Raw genomic sequence first — 21,308 nt, forward strand, 5'->3', positions numbered from 1 at the left:
CTCTGAAATTTTTTATCAAGCAGGTAGTGATGGTGGAGCTATGCGGGATCGAACCGCAGACCTCCTGCGTGCAAGGCAGGCGCTCTCCCAGCTGAGCTATAACCCCATCGTTGCTTACAGATACCTTAGATACCACTCACGGAAGAGTTGGTAGGCCTGAGTGGACTTGAACCACCGACCTCACCCTTATCAGGGGTGCGCTCTAACCACCTGAGCTACAAGCCTATTAAGGTATTTCTGCTCGTTATTTTCATCAGACAATCTGTGTGAGCACTTCACGCAACACACATCTTTTTGGTAAGGAGGTGATCCAACCGCAGGTTCCCCTACGGTTACCTTGTTACGACTTCACCCCAGTCATGAATCACAAAGTGGTAAGCGCCCTCCCGAAGGTTAAGCTACCTACTTCTTTTGCAACCCACTCCCATGGTGTGACGGGCGGTGTGTACAAGGCCCGGGAACGTATTCACCGTAGCATTCTGATCTACGATTACTAGCGATTCCGACTTCATGGAGTCGAGTTGCAGACTCCAATCCGGACTACGACGTACTTTATGAGGTCCGCTTGCTCTCGCGAGGTCGCTTCTCTTTGTATACGCCATTGTAGCACGTGTGTAGCCCTACTCGTAAGGGCCATGATGACTTGACGTCATCCCCACCTTCCTCCGGTTTATCACCGGCAGTCTCCTTTGAGTTCCCGACCGAATCGCTGGCAACAAAGGATAAGGGTTGCGCTCGTTGCGGGACTTAACCCAACATTTCACAACACGAGCTGACGACAGCCATGCAGCACCTGTCTCAGAGTTCCCGAAGGCACTAAGCTATCTCTAGCAAATTCTCTGGATGTCAAGAGTAGGTAAGGTTCTTCGCGTTGCATCGAATTAAACCACATGCTCCACCGCTTGTGCGGGCCCCCGTCAATTCATTTGAGTTTTAACCTTGCGGCCGTACTCCCCAGGCGGTCGATTTAACGCGTTAGCTCCGGAAGCCACGCCTCAAGGGCACAACCTCCAAATCGACATCGTTTACAGCGTGGACTACCAGGGTATCTAATCCTGTTTGCTCCCCACGCTTTCGCACCTGAGCGTCAGTCTTTGTCCAGGGGGCCGCCTTCGCCACCGGTATTCCTCCAGATCTCTTACGCATTTCACCGCTACACCTGGAATTCTACCCCCCTCTACAAGACTCTAGCCTGTCAGTTTTGAATGCAGTTCCCAGGTTAAGCCCGGGGATTTCACATCCAACTTAACAGACCGCCTGCGTGCGCTTTACGCCCAGTCATTCCGATTAACGCTTGCACCCTCCGTATTACCGCGGCTGCTGGCACGGAGTTAGCCGGTGCTTCTTCTGCGGGTAACGTCAATCGATAAGGTTATTAACCTTATCGCCTTCCTCCCCGCTGAAAGTGCTTTACAACCCGAAGGCCTTCTTCACACACGCGGCATGGCTGCATCAGGCTTGCGCCCATTGTGCAATATTCCCCACTGCTGCCTCCCGTAGGAGTCTGGACCGTGTCTCAGTTCCAGTGTGGCTGGTCATCCTCTCAGACCAGCTAGGGATCGTCGCCTAGGTGAGCCATTACCTCACCTACTAGCTAATCCCATCTGGGCACATCTGATGGCGAGAGGCCCGAAGGTCCCCCTCTTTGCTCTTGCGAGGTTATGCGGTATTAGCTACCGTTTCCAGTAGTTATCCCCCTCCATCAGGCAGTTTCCCAGACATTACTCACCCGTCCGCCGCTCGTCACCCAAGGAGCAAGCTCCCCTGTGCTACCGCTCGACTTGCATGTGTTAGGCCTGCCGCCAGCGTTCAATCTGAGCCATGATCAAACTCTTCAATTTAAGATTTGTTTGATTTGCTGAACTCGTCAGCGATGCTCAAAGAATTAAAACTGTTCATTCGTAATGAATTTTACTGTTGTTCACTCTTCAAGACTTTTTTATATCGTTAAGATACGGTCTTGTGAGTGCCCACACAGATTGTCTGATTAAATTGTTAAAGAGCAGTGCCACTTCATCGGTGGCGCGGGCTGCATATACTATGCTTTTCCGCTGTGAAGTCAAGTCATTACTGACCGCCTTCGTTGAATCTTTTTCCTGTCACCACAACCGCGTGTCGCTGTTGCCGTGTCAGTGGAGGCGCATTATAGGGACTTCTCGGCCACTGACAAGTGCTAAATGCAAAAAAATTACCGAGTGGGGATTTTTTCAGCAAAGCGAATTAAAAGACGCCGTTATGCCGGATTTTTCGCCGCTAATTGAGCGAAATCCTGAGCGAAACGGGAAACCTGCTGCCAGTCTGTATATTCAATCTCTTTAGTACTATCTGTTTCTCCCCCAGTTATACGCATAATGAGTTGAATCATTACCCGATCAAACCAGCGGTAGCGTGGGTAGCGTAGGGCGCCAGCAAATACGCAGCACAAATCTGGCTGCCAGGGAGAATTCAGCAGGAACTTACGCGTATAAGCATTGGTTTGTATTGTGCGCTTTTCTGGCTTACGCGCAGTGAGGTTCACGGAGAAGAATGCGCTGGGTCGCTGCTGTAGAGCAGTCAGATGCTTACGGATAAATTGATTTACCGCCGGATGAAAGCGCCCGTATCGAATCGATGCCCCAATCGCAACCCGATCGTATTGGCTCAGATCGATATCATTCGCATTGAGTACGTTAACAACATCACACTCCAGGGTTCCCTTCAGCGTATTCGCAATATAGGAGGCAATCGCTCTTGTTTGCCCATCCCGACTCGAAAACACGATCAAAGCTTTCATTGTTCTTTATCCTTATGGAGACTATTCCCGCCAGAAGGTTGGCGTAAACAGCACTAAAAGCGTGAAGACTTCCAAACGACCGAACAGCATTGTCAGTATCAGAATCCATTTCGCCGTATCATTCATCGAGGTAAAATTCTCAGCGACAACACCCAGCCCCGGCCCCAGGTTATTCAATGTGGCCGCGACCGCCGCAAACGCGGAGAAATCATCAACGCCTGTCGCAATGACAGCCAGCATGCTGACAATAAAAACCAGCGCATATGCGGAAAAGAATCCCCACACGGCTTCAAGGATGCGTTCAGGCAACGCCCGATGACCCAGCTTAATCGTATAAACCGCATTCGGATGCACTAAACGCTTAAGCTCACGCGATCCCTGCAGGAAAAGCAGCAGGATACGAATCACTTTCAAGCCGCCCCCAGTTGAGCCCGCACACCCGCCAATAAATGCAGAGCACAGAAGCAAAACCGGCAGGAAAAGCGGCCACGATGCAATGCTATCCGTGGTAAACCCTGCCGTTGTCGCCATAGAGACAACCTGGAAAAACGCCTGATTGATCGTCTGCATCCCGCTGTCATAAACGTGGTGGAACCACAGGACAATCGTACACACGGCCACCAGCGACAGCTGAACAAAGATGAACATGCGGAATTCCGGGTCACGCCAGTATACCTTCAGGCTGCGACCGCTCAGCAGGGCAAAGTGCAAGCCAAAGTTACAGCCGGAAATCAGCAGGAATATCGCGATGATGGTGTTGATCGTTGGACTATTGAAGTAGCCGATACTGGCATCGTGGGTAGAGAACCCGCCGACGGACACCGTTGAGAAGCTGTGGCCAATCGCATCGAATACTGGCATTCCAGCCAGCCAAAGCGCGACGGCACAGGCAATCGTCAGTAAGAGATAAATCAGCCATAGCGTTTTTGCCGTATCGGCAATACGCGGGCGCATTTTGTTTTCCTTCAACGGCCCCGGCATCTCCGCGCGATAAAGCTGCATCCCACCAACACCAAGAATCGGCAGGATGGCAACGGCGAGTACGATGATCCCCATCCCGCCAAACCATTGCAGCATTTGTCGATAAAACAGGATGGCTTTAGGCAGAGAATCCAACCCGACCAGCGTAGTGGCACCCGTTGTCGTTAGGCCAGAGAACGATTCGAAAAAAGCATCCGTTACGCCCAGATTAGGATGTTCCGCAAACAGGAAAGGCAGCGCACCGACGCTTCCCAGCACCGTCCAGAAGAGAACAACGATCAGGAACCCTTCGCGAGATTTCAGTTCATGCTTCTGTTTTCGGTTTGGTAACCACAGCATGATGCCAATCGCCAGCGCGACAATAAATGTCTGCGTAAACGCCCGGCCTGCGCCATCGCGGTAAATTAATGCCACCAGTCCGGGAATAACCATTGTCCCGGAAAACAGGATAACCAACTGGCCGACAATACGGGTTATGGCGCGCAAGTGCATCGCAGGGAATTCCTCAATGATTCATAAAAAGCGCTGGGATTATTATGGAATCGGCAATAAATGCAACGCGCCGCGGCTTAAATCACGTAATTTCATTGCCGCCTCCTCGGTTCCCCTAACGGGGATAGAGAAGCGCAATACGACGTCCACGCCATACTCACTATGCAGAACTTTTCCACCAAGCTGGAAGATCAGGGATTCCACCTGGGGCAACAGTGCATAGTCACATTGTAAGCCATACTCTTGTTGCAATACTTTCTCTTGCAGCGATAGCAGCTTCAACGCTTGCTGAACACCACCACCATACGCCTTCACTAACCCACCCGTGCCCAGCGGGATTCCGCCATAGTAGCGTACGACCACGGCCGTAATCTCACCAATACCGCTTCCCATCAGTTGCGACAGCATCGGCTTACCCGCCGTGCCGGAAGGCTCGCCATCGTCAGAAAAACCAAGCTGCTGGGAATCGTCAGGCGCACCCGCAACAAACGCCCAACAGTGGTGACCCGCCGAAGCATGCTCTTCCCTGACATGCTGGATAAACGCTTTCGCCGCGTCGATTCCTGGCGTTGCCGCCAGGATCGTCGTAAAGCGGCTTTTCTTGATCTCCTCGCTGAAGCTCACTGGCGCAGCAGGAATGGGATACGCTTGCATCAGGCCAGATTCAGGTCGCGCGTCATGTTCTCCACGCGCCCGTCATGAATGACAATATTATCCTCGATACGGATACCACCAAACGGTTTCAACGCATCGATTTTTTGCCAGTCAAAGTGCTGACTCAATTCTCCCTCACGCCACGGAGCAAGCAAGGATTCGATGAAATAGATGCCCGGTTCGATCGTCATGACCATGCCCGGTTCAAGCACGCGAGTACAACGCAGATAAGGATGATGCGACGGTGCCGCCAGATGTGTGCCGCAATCGTCTTGCATAAATCCGGCGACATCATGCACCTGCAAGCCCAGCGGGTGGCCAAGACCGTGCGGCAGGAAAGGCGATGTCATCCCCTGCTCCACCATGGCCTCTTCGCTGATATCCCGCACCAGTTGATGTGATTTCAGCAGCTTCGCAATCCGCTGATGCATCTGAAGATGGTAATCGGTATAACGCACGCCCGTCTTAACGGTATCAATCAATGAAAGCATTTCCTGATTGAGATCTTTAATCAGCAGAGCAAACGCGCCATCGCTCTGTGCGGAATAGGTACGCGTAAGATCGGCGGCATAGCCGTTATATTCCGCACCCGCGTCAATCAGGAAGCTGCGGACATCGGAAGGCACCTGGTGATCGAGCTGGGTATAGTGCAACACCGCGGCGTGCTCATTTAGCGCAATGATATTACCGTAAGGAACATCGATATCCCGATGACCGGTGGCCGTCAGATACGCCAGATTAATATCAAATTCGCTCATCCCGGACAGGAACGCTTCATGCGCCGCCCGATGACCAATAACGGCAGTCTTCTGCGCTTCACGCATGCAGGCCAGCTCGTAATTGGTTTTATAAGCCCGATGGTAATGCAGATAATCCAGCACGCCCTGAGGGTTAATATTGTCTGCACGAATCCCCAAATCCTGTGCACGCTGCGGGGCATAGCCGATATAGGCAACACGCTCACGCTGCGAGGGAAGCAGTTGCCCAATATCATCGGCATTCCGTAGCACGGTAATATCGATGTCTTCAGTCCAAAAACTCTCGGGGACGGGCGCAACGTTATGCCAGTAATCCACCGGCGAGTAGAACCACAGCTTCGGCGGATTAACGCCGTCAACCCATAGCCAACAGTTCGGCACCTGCGTGACGGGCACCCAGGCTTTAAATTGCGGGTTAACTTTAAAAGGATAGTCGTGATCGTCCAGAAAAACGGTCAACAGCTCACCAGAGTGAATCAGTAATGCGTCAAGCTGATGGCGCGCTAAAACCGTCTGAGCACGCGCTTGCAGCGTAGCCAGATGGTGATGATATAAAGAAGCCAGCTTTTCCATGAGTATCCTTGTACGTCACGACATGATCTCTCCATTTTAACACAGGCATTCCCCAAGGGCAGCGTCCGGTGCTTTGTGATCGATTCGGCAAAAAATTAATCTCTCGTTTGCAAAACGTTAACATTAAAACCACAATTCGATTATCTGGTCATACCAGATCACTCACACAAACAGCGGAGATAAACATGCTTTATCAAGGTGAATCCCTCTACCTTAACTGGCTTGAGGACGGCATTGCCGAGCTGGTATTTTCTGCCCCTGGCTCCGTAAACAAGCTAGATACCCGCACGGTTGCCAGCCTGGGTAAAGCGCTGGACGTTCTGGCAGAACAGCCGAACCTGAAGGGCTTACTGCTACGTTCTGATAAACCGGCATTTATTGTCGGTGCCGATATCACAGAATTCCTTTCTCTTTTTGCCGCACCGGCTGAAAAGCTGCATGAATGGCTTGTCTTCGCCAACCGTATTTTCAGCCGCCTTGAAGATTTGCCCGTTCCCACGCTGTCCGCGATTAATAGCTATGCGTTGGGTGGCGGGTGTGAATGTGTGCTGGCAACCGACTTTCGTTTAGCGACGACGGATGCCCGTATCGGATTGCCTGAGACCAAATTGGGGATCATGCCGGGCTTTGGCGGCACAGTCAGGCTGCCGCGCCTACTGGGTGCGGACAGCGCGCTGGAGATTATCGCCGCAGGCAAAGACATCGGTGCAGCCGATGCCTTAAAAGTGGGGCTGGTGCAGGCCGTTGTCGCCAATGACAAGCTGGTTCCCGCCGCCATCAAGATGTTGAAACAGGCGATTAACGGCTCACTGGACTGGCAGGCTTACCGACGTCCGAAACTTGAACCGCTGAAGCTCAATAAGATCGAAGCCATGATGAGCTTTACCACCGCTAAAGCGATGGTGCTACAAACTGCGGGTAAGCACTATCCGGCACCGATGTTAGCGGTAAAAACCATCGAAGCCGCCGCAACCATGACGCGCGACGACGCATTGCAGCTTGAGACGCAACACTTCGTTCAACTGGCGCGTTCAAACGAAGCTCGCGCACTCGTTGGCATTTTCCTCAACGACCAATATGTTAAAGGCAAAGCGAAGAAGCTGATTGGCGAGACATCCGTACCGAAGCAGGCCGCCGTGCTGGGGGCCGGTATTATGGGCGGCGGCATTGCCTATCAATCTGCATTCAAAGGCGTGCCGATTCGGATGAAAGATATCAACGAGAAGCCGCTCGCGCTGGGGATGAATGAAGCAGCTAAGCTCCTGAATAAACAAATGGAGCGCGGCAAGCTGGACGGAATGAAAATGGCGACGATTCTGGCCAGTATTCAGCCAACGCTGGATTACGCCGGGTTCGAGCGCACTGACATCGTCGTTGAGGCCGTGGTTGAGAACCCGAAAATTAAGGCCAGCGTGTTGGCAGAAACCGAATCGCACGTGAGTGAGAATACGATTCTGGCCTCGAATACCTCAACAATCCCGATTGCTTCACTGGCTGCATCGCTCAAACGACCGCAAAATTTCTGCGGGATGCACTTCTTCAACCCGGTACACCGCATGCCACTAGTCGAAATTATTCGCGGCCCTCAAACCAGCGACAGCACCATCGCCAGCGTGGTGGCTTACGCCAGCAAGATGGGCAAAACGCCGATAGTCGTGAACGACTGCCCCGGATTCTTCGTGAATCGGGTGCTGTTCCCCTACTTTGCTGCGTTCAGCCTATTGCTCAGAGACGGTGCCGATTTCCGCGATATCGATAACGTCATGGAGAAAAAATTCGGCTGGCCGATGGGTCCGGCCTATCTACTGGACGTTGTCGGTATTGATACCGCTCACCACGCTCAGGCCGTGATGGCAGAGGGCTTCCCACAGCGCATGGCGAAAGACTATCGCGATGCGATTGATGTGCTGTTTGAACACCAGCGTTTCGGACAGAAGAATGGTCACGGCTTCTACCGTTATCAAACCGATAGCAAGGGGAAGCTACGTAAAGAACAGGATGAGGCTGTAGATGCGATCCTTCAGGACATCAGCCAGCCGAAAAAAACGTTCAGCGCAGAAGAGATTATCGCTCGCATGATGATCCCGATGATTAACGAAGTCGCGCGCTGTCTGGAAGAAGGTATCGTCGCCAGCCCCGCCGAAGCGGACATGGCGCTGGTATACGGCTTAGGTTTCCCTCCCTTCCACGGCGGCGCCTGTCGCTATCTGGATACCTTAGGTAGCGAACGCTATGTCGAGATGGCACAGCAGTTGGCTCACCTCGGCGCCATCTATCAGGTGCCAGACGGCTTGCAGCAAAAAGCCAAAAGCAATGAAGGCTATTACCCATCGGTCGCGCCACACGCGGACGTTTCTTACGGTCAACCGGCATGAGGACAGGAAATATGGAAAAGGTAGTGATTGTTGATGCCGTACGTACGCCGATGGGACGCTCCAAAGGTGGTGCCTTCCGTCAGGTGAGAGCCGAAGACCTGTCCGCACACCTGATGCGTAGCCTATTCAGCCGTAACGCGGCGCTGGACGCCCGTGAGATCGACGATATCTATTGGGGATGTGTGCAGCAAACGCTGGAGCAAGGCTTCAACGTAGCCCGTAATGCCGCGTTGCTGGCAGAAATTCCGATGAATGTCCCTGCGACCACGGTTAATCGGCTGTGCGGTTCCTCCATGCAGGCGCTCCACGATGCCGCCCGTGCCATTATGGTGGGCGACGCAAATGTCTGCTTAATTGGCGGCGTCGAGCATATGGGGCATGTGCCGATGAATCATGGCGTCGATTTTCATCCGGGACTGAGTCGCACCACGGCGAAGGCTGCAGGTATGATGGGGCTGACGGCTGAGATGCTGGCGCGTATGCACAATATTGGTCGTGAGATGCAGGATCAGTTCGCCGCGCGCTCACACCAACGCGCCCACAGCGCCACCCAGTCAGGAGCATTCCGCCATGAAATCGTCCCCACGGCGGGACATGACGCAGACGGCACATTGCAACGCTTCGATTATGACGAGGTCATTCGCCCGGACACCACCGTCGATAGCCTTGCCACACTCAAACCGGCATTCGATCCGGTTAACGGTACGGTGACAGCCGCATCATCCTCGGCGTTGTCAGATGGCGCCGCAGCCATGTTGATCATGAGCGAATCCCGCGCGGCATCATTAGGCTTACCCGTACGGGCTCGCATTCGGGCGATGGCCGTCGTTGGCTGCGATCCTTCGATTATGGGTTACGGCCCCGTCCCAGCGACCAAACTGGCGTTGAAACGGGCAGGACTCAGTCTGGCCGATATTGGCCTCTTTGAACTGAATGAAGCATTTGCCGCCCAGACGCTACCCTGTATTAAAGATCTGGGGCTGCTGGAACAGTTGGATGAAAAGGTCAATCTCAATGGCGGTGCGATTGCGCTGGGTCACCCGCTTGGCTGCTCAGGCGCACGCATCTCTACTACGTTGATTAATTTGATGGAAAGCCGCGACGTTCAATTTGGCGTGGCGACGATGTGCATCGGGCTGGGACAAGGCATTGCGACAGTATTTGAGCGCGCCTAAACACAGGAAAGCTCTGGCAGAGCACGACTAGAAACCAAAAATCCCACAGCCGTGGGATTTTTATTTTACTGCTTATGTCTTACTGCTATCGACGGCTTTAAATAAACGAAAACGCATCGCTGAACATATGTGCTGTCAGCGCGCCGCGCTCGTTACAAAAACGCTCACGTGCAATTTTCGCCATTTCAAAGCGACCGGCAATATAGATATCCTGCTCTGCCAGTGAGCCGTAATCCTGTAATACCGCACTCAGAACGGTCCCCGTTCTGCCATCCCATCCAGCTTCCGGCTGCTCGACTACCGGCACTACGCGCAGGTTCGGGTGCTTGGCCGCAAAGCCTTCAAGCTCGGTTAAGTCATACAGATGCTGGGATTCACGTCCACCCCAGTAAATAGCGATATCGCGCTCGGGTTGCTGCGCCAGCGCGGTCAGCAGAATAGAACGCACATACGAAAATCCGGTTCCGCCCGCGATCAACACCAAAGGGCGCGTGCTCTCTTCCCGCAGCCAGGCTTCGCCGTGCGGGATATCGACCGTCAGGGATTTTTCCTTATGAATGCGTTCCATCACGGCCATCGCGTAAAGATTCAGTTCGGACGCCCCAATGTGCAACTCAATAAAGTTTTTATCCATCGGGGTTGATGCCAGTGAAAAAGGACGTTTATCTCGATCGCCCATCACCACCATCAAATACTGGCCAGCCCGAAAGGAAAACGGCGCTTCAGGTAACAAACGAACGCGATAAACCGTATCGGTTATGGCTTCGACCGAAGTCACTTTACAGCTCAATGTTGTCATGCATTCCCTCTATAGGGTCATAAAAGCAAAACTGAGAACAGAGCAGCAGCCCTTAACGCCGAGGCTCTCTGTCACTAAAAATGGCCAGTTCATCCCATATTTCATCAATACGGGCACAAACCTGTGGGTCTTTCTTGATGGGGCGACCCCACTCGCGCTGCGTCTCGCCAGGCCATTTATTGGTGGCGTCCAGACCCATTTTGGAGCCAAGGCCAGAAATCGGCGAGGCAAAATCAAGGTAATCTATCGGCGTATTTTCTACTAATACCGTATCGCGCGCCGGATCCATACGCGTCGTGATCGCCCATATGACGTCGTTCCAGTCACGCGCATTAACGTCATCATCGCAGACAATGACAAATTTCGTATACATGAACTGGCGTAAAAAAGACCAAACGCCCATCATGACGCGTTTAGCATGGCCCGGATACTGTTTCTTCATGGTAACGACCGCCAGACGGTAAGAGCAACCCTCCGGTGGCAAATAAAAATCAACAATCTCAGGAAACTGCTTTTGCAGGATCGGCACGAAAACTTCGTTCAACGCCACGCCCAAAACAGCAGGTTCGTCCGGTGGCCGGCCAGTATAAGTCGAGTGATAAATGGCATTCTGGCGCTGAGTAATATGCGTGACGGTAAAGACCGGGAAATGGTCGACTTCATTATAATAGCCAGTATGGTCGCCATACGGCCCTTCCGCTGCCATTTCTCCCGGTTCAATATAGCCCTCCAGAACAATTTCCGCACTGGCGGGAACTTCCAAATCGTTCGATAGACATTTCACCACTTCAGTCTTATGCCCGCGCAGCAAACCCGCAAAGGCATACTCCGATAGCGTATCAGGGACAGGCGTCACCGCACCGAGGATCGTCGCAGGGTCAGCGCCCAATGCGACAGACACGGGAAATCGCTGCCCAGGATTTTCCTGACACCACTCCTGAAAATCCAGTGCGCCGCCGCGATGAGATAGCCAGCGCATGATCAGTTTGTTTTTACCCAGCACCTGCTGGCGATAGATCCCCAGATTCTGCCGTTCTTTATGCGGCCCGCGCGTTACGGTGAGCCCCCAGGTAATCAGCGGTGCGGCATCTTCCGGCCAGCACTGCATCACCGGAATCCGGCGCAGGTCAACGTCATCCCCCTGCCAAATCTGTTCCTGACACGGCGCAGAAGACAGGCGTTTCGTCGGCATATTCAGTACCTGACGGAACTTCGGCATTTTATCTACCAGATCGCGAAACCCTTTGGGCGGCTCCGGCTCTTTCAGAAACGCCAACAGCTTGCCCACCTCACGCAATGCGCTGACGTCTTCCTGCCCCATTCCCAACGCAACACGTTTCGGCGTGCCAAATAAATTGCACAGCACTGGCATGTCATAGCCTTTGGGGTTTTCAAACAGGAGCGCAGGGCCTTCCGCACGCAGCGTTCGGTCGGCAATTTCCGTCATTTCAAGGTAGGGATCGATGGGCTGGGTAATGCGTTTCAACTCCCCTCTCTCTTCCAGCAGTGAGAGGAATTCGCGTAAGTCACGGTATTTCATGCTATTCATCGGGGGCAGTCTATCGTTCTGGCTATTATAAAGTCTCTTCGCCAACCTGTCGCTTCCCGCAGCGCCTATTTATGGTAAGAATCTGCTCACTATCAAGAATCCGATCGCCAAAATGTGGTAACAAAAATATCTGCCGAAAATTTTTTATCCGTGCTCGCTTTTGTTATGCTTGCTCGTCGGAATCATAAGTCTGCGAAATTATGGAAGCCTGGTACTTACTGTATTGTAAACGTGGTCAACTGCTGCGAGCGAAAGAGCATCTGGAACGTCAGGATGTCACCTGCGTGAGCCCGATGATCACGCTGGATAAGATCGTTCGTGGTAAACGAACGGAAGTGTGTGAGCCGCTGTTCCCGAACTACCTGTTTGTGGAGTTCGACCCCGAACGCATCCACACCACCACCATCAGCGCGACGCGTGGGGTGAGCAACTTTGTGCGATTCGGTGCACTGCCTGCGACCATTCCGCAGCAGGTTATCGATGAATTGTCACTTCGCCCTATTCAGGGAATCATTGACCCACTGACGCCACAGCCCGGCGATAGCGTGGTCATTACCGATGGTATTTTCTCTGGTCTTCAGGCTATTTACACCGAACCTGACGGCGAAGCCCGCTCAATGCTGTTGCTGAATATGTTGAATAAACAGGTCAGACAGAGCATTGATAACCGCGAGTTTCGCAAAGCCTAATCCGTTGAAAACATAGCCCTTCGAAAAACGTAGTCCGACCTTCCTTGTCTGTTTGCCCTACCCGGCGCGTTTACAGCGCGCCGGATGAGAACAAGCTTAGCGCTGCATATGCTGATCGTGCAACCACTGTGCGACACGCTTAGCAAAATAGGTCAGCACCCCATCGGCACCCGCGCGTTTAAAGCACAGCAGAGACTCCATCACCACCGGTTGTTCTTGCAACCAGCCATTCTGAATCGCCGCCATGTGCATCGCATACTCACCAGATACCTGATAAGCAAACGTCGGCACGCCGAAGGTGTCTTTGACGCGACGCACCACGTCCAGATAAGGCATCCCCGGTTTAACCATCACCATATCCGCACCTTCCTGCAAATCCTGCGCAATTTCTTGCAAGGCTTCATCGCTGTTGGCCGGGTCCATCTGGTAGGTTTTCTTGTTGCCACCTTTGAGATTGCCCGCTGAGCCCACGGCGTCACGGAAAGGCCCGTAATAGCACGACGCATACTTAGCCGAGTACGCCATGATCTGGGTGTTGATCAGGTTTTGCGCTTCAAGGGTGTCGCGAATAGCACCGATGCGACCGTCCATCATGTCGCTAGGCGCAATAATTTCGGCTCCGGCTTCTGCGTGGGACAGCGCCTGACGCACCAAAATCTCCTTGGTAACGTCGTTAATCACATAGCCATCCGCATCGATAATCCCGTCCTGCCCGTGCGTGGTGTAGGGATCGAGCGCCACATCCGTCAGCAAACCCAGTTCTGGGACCGCGTCTTTCAACGCGCGGATTGTGCGAGGAACCAGACCATCTGGGTTATAGGCTTCTTCGGCATATAACGATTTCTTATCCGCTTCAATAACGGGGAACAGCGACAGTACCGGAACGCCTAGCTTAGCGATCTCTTCGGCTTCTTTCAGAAGCACGTCGATAGTCATCCGGTATACCCCCGGCATTGAGGGAACTTCCTGACGATGATTTGTCCCTTCCATCACGAAAACGGGATAAATCAAATCATTCACCGTCAGCTGATTTTCAGCAACCAGACGACGGCTGAAATCATGGCGGCGAATGCGACGCATACGTCGGCCGGGGAAAGTGCCGGGAAAAGCAGTGCTCATGTCATTATTCTCCTGAATCAGGCCAGCCGGAATACCCGGCGGGCATTTTCATCTGTTGTCTGTCCCAACCATGTGGCATCTTCTCCACGCCACTCCGCAATCTGGCGAATAATATGAGGCAGATAACAGGGTTCGTTACGGCGGGAAGCCGGTTTAGGGCGTAAATCCCGGGGTAACAGATAAGGTGCGTCGGTTTCCACCAACAGCCGATCGGCAGGAATATGCGGCAGTAAGGCACGCAGCTCAAGCCCGCGACGTTCATCGCAAACCCAGCCGGTAATGCCGACCATCAGCCCCGCAGCCAGACACTCATCCAACTCATGACGATTGCCGGTAAAACAGTGAACGACAGCGGCAGGTAACTGGCTCAACCACGGCGTCAGCAGAGAGATAAAGCGAGAATGGGCATCACGACAGTGAAGGAAAACGGGCATGGACAGTTCGGCCGCTATCGCTAGCTGCGCACTGAATGCCCGTTCCTGCTCTTCTGGCGTCGAAAAGTTACGGTTGAAATCCAGCCCGCATTCGCCGATGGCAACCACGCAGTCGGCGCTTGCCATATGATGAATCTGTTCGGCAATAGCGTCATTCCATTGGCTGGCATCATGCGGATGAACGCCCGCCGTTGACCAACAGTAATTGGGATAGGCTTGCGCCAGTAACATGGCCTGATGGCTTTCCTGAGCGTTTGTTCCGGTGATCAAGATGCCACTGACACCCGCTTCCTTTGCCCGGAGGACGACCTGCTCCCTGTCTTTTTCAAACTGAGAACTGGTTAGGTTGACACCGATATCAAACATGACTCTCACCTGCCCGTGACCGTTCGCCGATTTCACGCCGGCGAATAAAAAAATAAGACCTCTCAAAGAGAGGTCATTTTACCGTCCTACCGCAGGAAACCGTTCGTTACTGCGATGGCTCTTCGGTTTCAGCGCGTCGGCCTTTGCCAACATAAAACCGCGAGAAGAAGACTCCGATTTCAAACAGCAGATACATGGGAATCGCCAGCAGCGTCTGCGAGAAAACATCCGGTGGCGTTAGCAACATACCGACAACGAACGCGCCGACCAAAATATAAGGGCGCTTTCTTTTCAGCTCTTCCGGCGTCACCACACCACTCCAGCAGAGCAGCACAATGGCAACTGGCACTTCAAACGATATCCCGAACGCCATGAACAGCGCCATAACAAAATCGAGGTAGTTATTGATGTCCGTCGCAATCAGCACGCCAACGGGGGCGGTTTTCGCAAAAAAGCCAAACGCCAGCGGGAACACAACAAAGTACGCGAACGCCATGCCCATATAAAACAGCAGACTGCTGGAGACCAGCAGCGGCATCATTAAGCGACGCTCGTGTTTATACAGGGCTGGAGCCACAAATGCCCACACTTGATACAGCACCAGCGGCGCAGCGACAAACACTGAGACAATCATCGTCAGTTTTATCGGTGCGAAAAAAGGTGAGGCGACATCGGTCGCGATCATGCTGGCACCCACAGGTAATTGCTCAATGAGCGGTGCGGAAACCAGTTGATAAATGTCGTTGGCAAAGTACACCAGCGCAATAAATACCGCCAGCACACAGATAATGCTGTTCAGTAGCCGCTTACGTAGCTCAATCAGGTGGCTAATTAGCGGTTGAGTCTCTTCATCGGCCATAAACTAACGACTATCACTCGGTTGACGGGCAGAAACAGCAGAAGACTGGGACTGCTCAGGTTTGACATTATCGCTGCTGACAGCGTCATCACTCGCGGCGTTGTGACCATCATGGTGATGTTCAGCCACAGTAGCGCTTTCAGGTTTAGGCTGACTGGCTGCCGGACGTACTGCGGTTTCCGCTTCAATCACCCCATCGTAGGCCGCTTCGGGATCGCTCAGCGGGGTGTTGTGCTGTGGTTCCACCGTCGCGCGATTCCCTTCGGACGTTTGATGGTCATCTGGCTTTTGCGGCGACACTGTCTCGGTATAGCCACGTTTCATCGCTTCTGCCGCTTCTTTGAGTTCATCCATTGAGGCTTTCAACTCAGGCGACAGATTCTGCAAACTGGCTTTTTCGACTTTCTTCAGGCTTTCCTGAAACTCCTGGAGTTTCAGCTCCTGCGACAGCTCATTCTGAACCGTAGACGCCAGCGAACGCAGCGTCCTGATCCAGCTTGCAACCGTTCTGACTGCCACAGGCAAACGCTCCGGCCCAAGAACAATCAGGCCGAGAACCATCACCAATAGCAATTCACCAAAACCGATATCGAACACAGATTACACCTGCTCTTTATGCTGGCTCTTCGTTTCGCCCGGCTTGACGTCCGATTGGTTGTCAGCGATAGACTTGGTAGAGAAATCGGCATCTGGCTGCGTTTTGTCTGCGCCAGTAGATGGCTGATCGTCACCCATCGCTTTCTTAAAGCCTTTGATGGATGCACCCAGGTCCGAACCCAGCGTTCTCAGCTTGTTGGTTCCGAACAGTAAGATGACGATGACTGCGATAATCAACAGGTTCCAGAGACTAATACCACCCATAACATTTACCTCTTTTCAAAAAGGGGAACGACAGAATTCCCGTAATTATATCGGGTAATTCTGGCGTGCATCATGATCTGCTTCAACGAGTTCGACGCCAGCCGATAATCCAGGCAACAATTCCTGCTGCCATCAGCCCCGCGGGAACCATATCGGCTTCAACACGGCTGATCAGTAACAACGTTTACCACTGATTAGCAGCGTTGCGCCAATACCCAAAAGATATCGTGACTGCCCTTGACGAGACTGCTGCGTCTTCAACTCATAAGCCAGCTGATCGACGCTTTGCTTTAACATCTTATGCTGACGTAACCCGTCATAAAATAATTCAGGGACTTCCGGCAATTTTTCAGCCCAGAACGGTGCTTTTTCTTTGAGCGCACGGAAAACCGCGGGCAAACCAACCTGTTGTTTCAGCCAGTTTTCCAGAAACGGCTTGGCGGTTTTCCACAGGTCGAGCTGCGGATAAAGCTGCCGACCCACGCCTTCGACATACAACAGCGTCTTTTGCAGCAGCACTAGCTGAGGCTGTACTTCCATATTGAAGCGACGCGCCGTATTAAACAGATTCAATAATACATGGCCGAACGAAATTTCTGCCAACGGCTTCTCAAAGATCGGCTCACAGACCGTACGAATAGCAAACTCAAAATCTGCAACATTGGTGTCTGGAGGCACCCAGCCCGAATCCACATGCAGTTCGGCAACTTTGCGATAATCGCGGTTGAAGAAGGCAATGAAATTCTCAGCCAGATAGCGCTTATCTTCTTTATTCAGCGAACCAACGATACCGCAATCAATACCGATGTATTGCGGATCTTCCGGGTGCTCGTAGCTGATAAAGATATTGCCGGGATGCATATCCGCGTGGAAGAAACTGTCGCGGAACACCTGTGTGAAGAAAACCTGAACGCCGCGTTCTGCCAGTAGCTTCATATCCGTGCCATTGGCTGTCAGCGCGTCGACATCAGAAACAGGAATGCCGTAGATTCGCTCCATCACCAACATGCCTTCGCTACAGTAATCCGAATAAACTTCCGGCACATACAGCATCGGGCTGTTCTCAAAATTACGCCGCAGCTGGATAGCGTTTGCCGCTTCTCGCAGCAAATTCAGCTCATCAAGCAGCGTTTTTTCATATTCCAGCACCACTTCGCGCGGACGCAGGCGACGACCATCCGGCAACAAATGGGGCAACCACCCCGCCAGACGTTTCATCAGGCGCATATCCGCCTTGATGACAGGCAAAATATCCGGGCGAATAACCTTGATAACGATCTCTTTCCCCGTGCTTTTCAGGCATGCGGTATGCACCTGTGCAATCGAGGCAGAAGCTAGCGGTTTGATGTCAAAATCATCAAACCACTCTTCAAGAGGGATTCCGCCCATCGACAGCTCAATTTGCTCGCGCGCCAATTTGCCATCAAACGGCTCAACCTTATCCTGCAACATCGCCAGTTGATCGGCGATAGCCGGTGGGAACAGATCGCGGCGTGTAGACATCATCTGTCCGAACTTAATCCACACGGGCCCCAGTTCCTGAAGCGCCAAACGCAGACGTTCCCCTAAAGGCTTAGTGCGGTGACGATTGGGTAACCAGAACAGCAGACGACGGCCCGCACGTAGCGGTAGCGTCAAACGCATTTTAGGAATAAGTTCGTCCAGACCATAACTCAACAGCACACGCACAATGCCGTAAAGGCGGCGTAATTCACTGGGCGTCATCGTAAAGCCTCCAGCTTCGCCAGCCGTTCGGACAACGTATCGGCGGATTTATCCAGCGCAACAATTTCCTCATGGAACCAGGCGTTTTCGAGTTTTCCCGGAGCCAGTCGCCACTCTTCCGTTAGCGTCTCAGACAAGAAATGTTGCTGCTGATGTAATGAGCGTCTCAGGAAACTCAGGGTTTTCTGTGCCGTTTGGGTAAGCCCCTGAGCAACAATATCGCCCAGATAGGGGGACAACCACTCCGCCGGATCGAACTCCGCCAGATCAACTAGCACGATGAACTGTTGAACAACTTGAATATCGCCTTCTATCACCAGCTCGCCGCTGCGCATCAGCGACGATAGCTGTTGACGATCGCGTAATTTCATCAGAACCGGAACGCGTGTTTTCAGGCAGCAATCCGCTGGCTCGCCCCATTGGCTGATCACGTCCAGCCGCTGTTCGTTAAACACCAGCATCCAAGGGCATATCCAGTTCAGCCAGCTCGATCTGGAGTGTTTTTCCCTGTAAGCGCTGGCGAGCGGACTTCATGCTGCGATCGCAAGAAACCGTATCGTGAAAAAGCAGCTGATTCAGCGCGGTTTCCAGCGTAGCAGTCAGAAAAGACGTTATCAGCATTGGCGTTTCCAATCAGAATTTAAACCCACGATGCAGCGCAACGATTCCACCGGTGAGGTTGAAATAGTTAACACTGTCAAAACCAGCATCGATCATCATCCCTTTCAGCGTTTCCTGATCGGGGTGCATGCGGATAGATTCCGCCAGATAGCGGTAGCTCCCGGCATCACTCGCCACGGCTTCGCCAATCCTCGGCAGGATATGAAATGAATACGCATCGTAAACGGTGCTCAGCTGTTTAATGATCGGCTTGGAAAACTCCAGCACCAGCAAGCGACCACCCGGCTTCAGCACGCGGTACATTGAGCGCAGCGCTTTGTTTTTGTCCGTCACGTTGCGCAGACCAAAGGAGATAGTAATGCAGTCGAAGAAGTCATCAGGGAACGGCAGCGCTTCAGCATTGGCCTGCACGTAGTTGATGTTGTCGATAATGCCTTTGTTACGCAGTTTTTCGCGGCCCACTTTCAGCATGGATGCGTTGATGTCCGCCAGAATGACCTCACCGCCTTCGCCAACCATGCGGGAGAATTTGGCGGTTAAATCCCCTGTGCCTCCGGCAAGATCCAGAACTCGCTGGTTACGTCTTACGCCACTACATTCGATAGTGAAACGCTTCCAGACACGGTGGATACCAAAGGACATCAGGTCATTCATCAAGTCATACTTTGCTGCTACAGAATGAAAAACCTCAGCCACCATGACTTCTTTTTCATCCCTAGCGACAGTCCGAAAACCAAAGTCGGCCGTTTTCTCCTGCTCACTTGCCATCTTATCCGCCTACTATTTCAGTCAAATTTCGGGTCTACCCATTAATGGTGAGAGTGTACCAGACCCGTATAAAAACCCCACTGCACTAATTTCGCATAGCATGGTGCCCAAGCCCACGAAATTCATACCTATTTAGTACGAATCAGTACGGGTAGCGAAAGGGATTTCCCCTTCTTCGCCCTCCGTTTTCACGGTGGGCGAAACAGCGTCGGGTGCTACGGAATCCAGTAATTCATCGCGTTCAGCGTGCTCATGGGCCGTTGCTTTTTCTGCTAATGACGGGCTAATCGTGCGTTTGATTTCTACACCCAGCGCACGGAACCCCTCAGCCTGGCCAATAAGGTTACCACGCCCAGAGGAAAGTTTATTCATCGCCTGACGATAAGTGCCCTGAGCTTTATCCAGACTCAGCCCCAGCGCTTCCATATCATCGACAAACAACCGCAGTTTATCGTACAGCCGCGACGCTTTTTCAGCGATCTGCTGTGCATTGCGACTCTGTTGTTCATAGCGCCATAAATTGTTGATGGTGCGTAAAGCCACCAGCAGCGTGGTCGGGCTGACCAGCATAATATTGTGCTTTAGCGCCTCGTTGATCAATTCGGGCTGGCGATCGATAGCAACCAGAAAAGCAGGCTCGACCGGAATAAACATCAGCACGTAGTCTAGCGAACGCAAGCCCGGAAGCTGCTGATAATCTTTGCTGCTCAACTGCCGAATATGGCTGCGAACCGAGAGCAAATGCTCGTTCAACGCCACACTACGCTCTGCGTCATCGTCACTATTGAAATAGCGCTCGTAAGCCACCAGCGACATCTTGGCATCGATCACGACATCTTTGCCCTGCGGTAAGCGCACGATGACATCCGGCTGCAGGCGGCTATTTGCCCCCGTCTGCACGCTGACCTGTGTTTGGTACTCATATCCTTCACGCAGGCCGGAGGCTTCGAGTACGCGACTTAACACCACCTCGCCCCAGTTACCCTGCGTTTTGTTATCGCCTTTCAGCGCTTTCGTCAGATTGATGGCCTCGTGTGCCATCTGCGCGTTCAGCTGTTGCAGATTGCGGATTTCATGCGCCAACGTGTGCCGCTCGCGCGCTTCCGCGCCAAAGCTGTCCTGCACCTGACGGCGGAAGCCATCAAGCTGCTCACGCAGCGGCATCAGCAGCTTATCCAGACTCTGTTTATTTTGTTCATCCACTTTGCGGCCGCTGTGTTCAAAAATCCGGTTCGCCAGATTCTCAAACTGCGTCGTCAACCGCTGTTCGCTGTTTGCCAGCAGACGCTGCTTCTCTTCCGCCGCCATACGGGTTTCTTCCAGCCGAATGGTAACTTCCCGCAATTCCGCTTCCTGTGCGCTGTTGATTTCACGTAGCGTTCGCAGTTCCTGATTGAGCTGCACGCACTCCGCGCGAAGTTCATTAAGCTGTTGCAGCTTTTCATGGCTGGCAGAGAGCTGAGCGTGAACCGTGCGCAGCTCCAGCTCATTTTGCCGTAGCCGCTGTTCGTCCTGCTGCTTTGCCTGCTGCTGTTCGCTGAGCGATTGCTGAGCCTGCTGCAATGTCTGCGCCAGCAACTGCTGTTCGGTGTCATGCCGCGACAGCTTCTGCTGATGAATCAGGCTGGCAATTAACCACCCGACCAACAGACCCACTGCACTGCCGCCCAGACCATAAAATATGCTGATATCCACTTTGCCTCCGCAGGCCTTTCACGCTGTCGGTCAAGGTAAAAT

General features: G+C 52.8%; 16 protein-coding genes, 2 tRNA genes, 1 rRNA gene and 2 pseudogenes. 3 read left to right on the forward strand and 18 right to left on the reverse strand.

Translation table 11 applies throughout. From position 1 onward, the window contains the following. Window positions 1–30: 30 nt before the first annotated feature. The 7 genes from HP572_RS18915 to pepQ all read right to left on the reverse strand — a co-directional run bounded on the left by HP572_RS18915 (window position 31) and on the right by pepQ (window position 6,231). Window positions 31–106 (reverse strand) — tRNA-Ala (locus tag HP572_RS18915). A gap of 42 nt (window positions 107–148) precedes the next feature. Then, window positions 149–225, reverse strand: a tRNA-Ile gene (locus HP572_RS18920). 73 nt (window positions 226–298) lie between these two features. Further along, window positions 299–1,841 (reverse strand): 16S ribosomal RNA (locus tag HP572_RS18925). A gap of 392 nt (window positions 1,842–2,233) precedes the next feature. Further along, window positions 2,234–2,773, reverse strand: coding sequence for a menaquinone-dependent protoporphyrinogen IX dehydrogenase (hemG, locus tag HP572_RS18930; protein ID WP_240584025.1), 540 nt, complete (start codon window positions 2,771–2,773; stop codon window positions 2,234–2,236). A 21-nt stretch (window positions 2,774–2,794) separates the two neighbouring features. Continuing rightward, entirely contained in the window at window positions 2,795–4,246 is a 1,452-nt protein-coding gene (trkH, locus tag HP572_RS18935) for a Trk system potassium transporter TrkH (protein WP_010298674.1), read from the reverse strand. Between the two features lie 42 nt (window positions 4,247–4,288). Next, window positions 4,289–4,900, reverse strand: coding sequence for an IMPACT family protein (locus HP572_RS18940; RefSeq protein WP_240584026.1), 612 nt, complete (start codon window positions 4,898–4,900; stop codon window positions 4,289–4,291). Next, entirely contained in the window at window positions 4,900–6,231 is a 1,332-nt protein-coding gene (gene pepQ, locus HP572_RS18945) for a Xaa-Pro dipeptidase (protein WP_240584027.1), read from the reverse strand. The genes HP572_RS18940 and pepQ overlap by 1 nt, the downstream gene beginning before the upstream one ends. A gap of 185 nt (window positions 6,232–6,416) precedes the next feature. Here pepQ and fadB point away from each other — a divergent pair, with 185 nt between their 5' ends. Together fadB and fadA are read left to right on the forward strand one after the other, a co-directional pair. Then, complete coding sequence (gene fadB, locus HP572_RS18950; protein WP_240584028.1) at window positions 6,417–8,606, forward strand: fatty acid oxidation complex subunit alpha FadB; 2,190 nt, start codon at window positions 6,417–6,419, stop codon at window positions 8,604–8,606. 11 nt (window positions 8,607–8,617) lie between these two features. After that, a complete protein-coding gene (fadA, locus tag HP572_RS18955) occupies window positions 8,618–9,781 on the forward strand; it encodes an acetyl-CoA C-acyltransferase FadA (RefSeq protein WP_240584029.1) in 1,164 nt (387 codons plus the stop codon). Between the two features lie 97 nt (window positions 9,782–9,878). Here fadA and fre read toward each other — a convergent pair whose 3' ends face one another. Both fre and ubiD read right to left on the reverse strand, forming a co-directional pair. Beyond that, complete coding sequence (gene fre, locus HP572_RS18960; RefSeq protein WP_010283824.1) at window positions 9,879–10,580, reverse strand: NAD(P)H-flavin reductase; 702 nt, start codon at window positions 10,578–10,580, stop codon at window positions 9,879–9,881. A 52-nt stretch (window positions 10,581–10,632) separates the two neighbouring features. Beyond that, the gene (ubiD, locus tag HP572_RS18965) at window positions 10,633–12,129 is read right to left on the reverse strand and encodes a 4-hydroxy-3-polyprenylbenzoate decarboxylase (RefSeq protein WP_095993129.1); all 1,497 of its coding nucleotides are present in this window, start codon (window positions 12,127–12,129) and stop codon (window positions 10,633–10,635) included. A gap of 200 nt (window positions 12,130–12,329) precedes the next feature. Here ubiD and rfaH point away from each other — a divergent pair, with 200 nt between their 5' ends. Further along, window positions 12,330–12,818 (forward strand): transcription/translation regulatory transformer protein RfaH, encoded by a 489-nt coding sequence (rfaH, locus tag HP572_RS18970; RefSeq protein WP_039364226.1) that lies wholly within the window; start codon window positions 12,330–12,332, stop codon window positions 12,816–12,818. 96 nt (window positions 12,819–12,914) lie between these two features. On the opposite strand, the gene hemB is transcribed toward rfaH, so the two are convergent. The 9 genes and pseudogenes from hemB to rmuC all read right to left on the reverse strand — a co-directional run bounded on the left by hemB (window position 12,915) and on the right by rmuC (window position 21,266). Beyond that, window positions 12,915–13,937: a porphobilinogen synthase gene (gene hemB / locus HP572_RS18975; RefSeq protein ID WP_010283816.1), complete on the reverse strand. Its 1,023-nt coding sequence runs from the start codon at window positions 13,935–13,937 to the stop codon at window positions 12,915–12,917. Between the two features lie 17 nt (window positions 13,938–13,954). Beyond that, window positions 13,955–14,737, reverse strand: a complete 783-nt coding sequence (gene tatD, locus HP572_RS18980) for a 3'-5' ssDNA/RNA exonuclease TatD (protein WP_240584030.1) — start codon at window positions 14,735–14,737, stop codon at window positions 13,955–13,957. Between the two features lie 106 nt (window positions 14,738–14,843). Further along, window positions 14,844–15,596 carry a Sec-independent protein translocase subunit TatC gene (gene tatC / locus HP572_RS18985; RefSeq protein ID WP_205552113.1) on the reverse strand — a complete coding sequence of 251 codons (753 nt, stop codon included), beginning with the start codon at window positions 15,594–15,596 and terminating at the stop codon, window positions 14,844–14,846. 3 nt (window positions 15,597–15,599) lie between these two features. Further along, on the reverse strand, window positions 15,600–16,193 hold the full coding sequence (gene tatB / locus HP572_RS18990; RefSeq protein WP_205552111.1) for a Sec-independent protein translocase protein TatB: 594 nt from the start codon (window positions 16,191–16,193) through the stop codon (window positions 15,600–15,602). Between the two features lie 3 nt (window positions 16,194–16,196). Continuing rightward, complete coding sequence (gene tatA / locus HP572_RS18995; RefSeq protein ID WP_039285211.1) at window positions 16,197–16,457, reverse strand: Sec-independent protein translocase subunit TatA; 261 nt, start codon at window positions 16,455–16,457, stop codon at window positions 16,197–16,199. 82 nt (window positions 16,458–16,539) lie between these two features. Next, window positions 16,540–18,182 (reverse strand): annotated as a pseudogene (gene ubiB, locus HP572_RS19000) (ubiquinone biosynthesis regulatory protein kinase UbiB). After that, a pseudogene (locus HP572_RS19005) lies at window positions 18,179–18,803 on the reverse strand (SCP2 domain-containing protein). Before HP572_RS19005 ends, ubiB begins: the two co-directional pseudogenes overlap by 4 nt. Window positions 18,804–18,815: 12 nt before the next feature. After that, window positions 18,816–19,571: a bifunctional demethylmenaquinone methyltransferase/2-methoxy-6-polyprenyl-1,4-benzoquinol methylase UbiE gene (ubiE, locus tag HP572_RS19010; protein ID WP_010283801.1), complete on the reverse strand. Its 756-nt coding sequence runs from the start codon at window positions 19,569–19,571 to the stop codon at window positions 18,816–18,818. A gap of 132 nt (window positions 19,572–19,703) precedes the next feature. Beyond that, window positions 19,704–21,266, reverse strand: coding sequence for a DNA recombination protein RmuC (gene rmuC, locus HP572_RS19015; protein WP_240584031.1), 1,563 nt, complete (start codon window positions 21,264–21,266; stop codon window positions 19,704–19,706). Window positions 21,267–21,308: the final 42 nt, after the last annotated feature.

The sequence above is a fragment of the Pectobacterium sp. PL64 genome, from assembly GCF_022477975.1.
GTDB classification, from domain to species: domain Bacteria; phylum Pseudomonadota; class Gammaproteobacteria; order Enterobacterales; family Enterobacteriaceae; genus Pectobacterium; species Pectobacterium jejuense.

What these genes read in the sequence shown, in the direction of transcription:
- hemG (WP_240584025.1), bottom strand. Translation starts at nt 2,773, where the DNA reads ATGAAAGCTTTGATCGTGTTTTCGAGTCGGGATGGGCAAACAAGAGCG.
- trkH (WP_010298674.1), bottom strand. Translation starts at nt 4,246, where the DNA reads ATGCACTTGCGCGCCATAACCCGTATTGTCGGCCAGTTGGTTATCCTG.
- HP572_RS18940 (WP_240584026.1), bottom strand. Translation starts at nt 4,900, where the DNA reads ATGCAAGCGTATCCCATTCCTGCTGCGCCAGTGAGCTTCAGCGAGGAG.
- pepQ (WP_240584027.1), bottom strand. Translation starts at nt 6,231, where the DNA reads ATGGAAAAGCTGGCTTCTTTATATCATCACCATCTGGCTACGCTGCAA.
- fadB (WP_240584028.1), top strand. Translation starts at nt 6,417, where the DNA reads ATGCTTTATCAAGGTGAATCCCTCTACCTTAACTGGCTTGAGGACGGC.
- fadA (WP_240584029.1), top strand. Translation starts at nt 8,618, where the DNA reads ATGGAAAAGGTAGTGATTGTTGATGCCGTACGTACGCCGATGGGACGC.
- fre (WP_010283824.1), bottom strand. Translation starts at nt 10,580, where the DNA reads ATGACAACATTGAGCTGTAAAGTGACTTCGGTCGAAGCCATAACCGAT.
- ubiD (WP_095993129.1), bottom strand. Translation starts at nt 12,129, where the DNA reads ATGAATAGCATGAAATACCGTGACTTACGCGAATTCCTCTCACTGCTG.
- rfaH (WP_039364226.1), top strand. Translation starts at nt 12,330, where the DNA reads ATGGAAGCCTGGTACTTACTGTATTGTAAACGTGGTCAACTGCTGCGA.
- hemB (WP_010283816.1), bottom strand. Translation starts at nt 13,937, where the DNA reads ATGAGCACTGCTTTTCCCGGCACTTTCCCCGGCCGACGTATGCGTCGC.
- tatD (WP_240584030.1), bottom strand. Translation starts at nt 14,737, where the DNA reads ATGTTTGATATCGGTGTCAACCTAACCAGTTCTCAGTTTGAAAAAGAC.
- tatC (WP_205552113.1), bottom strand. Translation starts at nt 15,596, where the DNA reads ATGGCCGATGAAGAGACTCAACCGCTAATTAGCCACCTGATTGAGCTA.
- tatA (WP_039285211.1), bottom strand. Translation starts at nt 16,457, where the DNA reads ATGGGTGGTATTAGTCTCTGGAACCTGTTGATTATCGCAGTCATCGTC.
- ubiE (WP_010283801.1), bottom strand. Translation starts at nt 19,571, where the DNA reads ATGGCAAGTGAGCAGGAGAAAACGGCCGACTTTGGTTTTCGGACTGTC.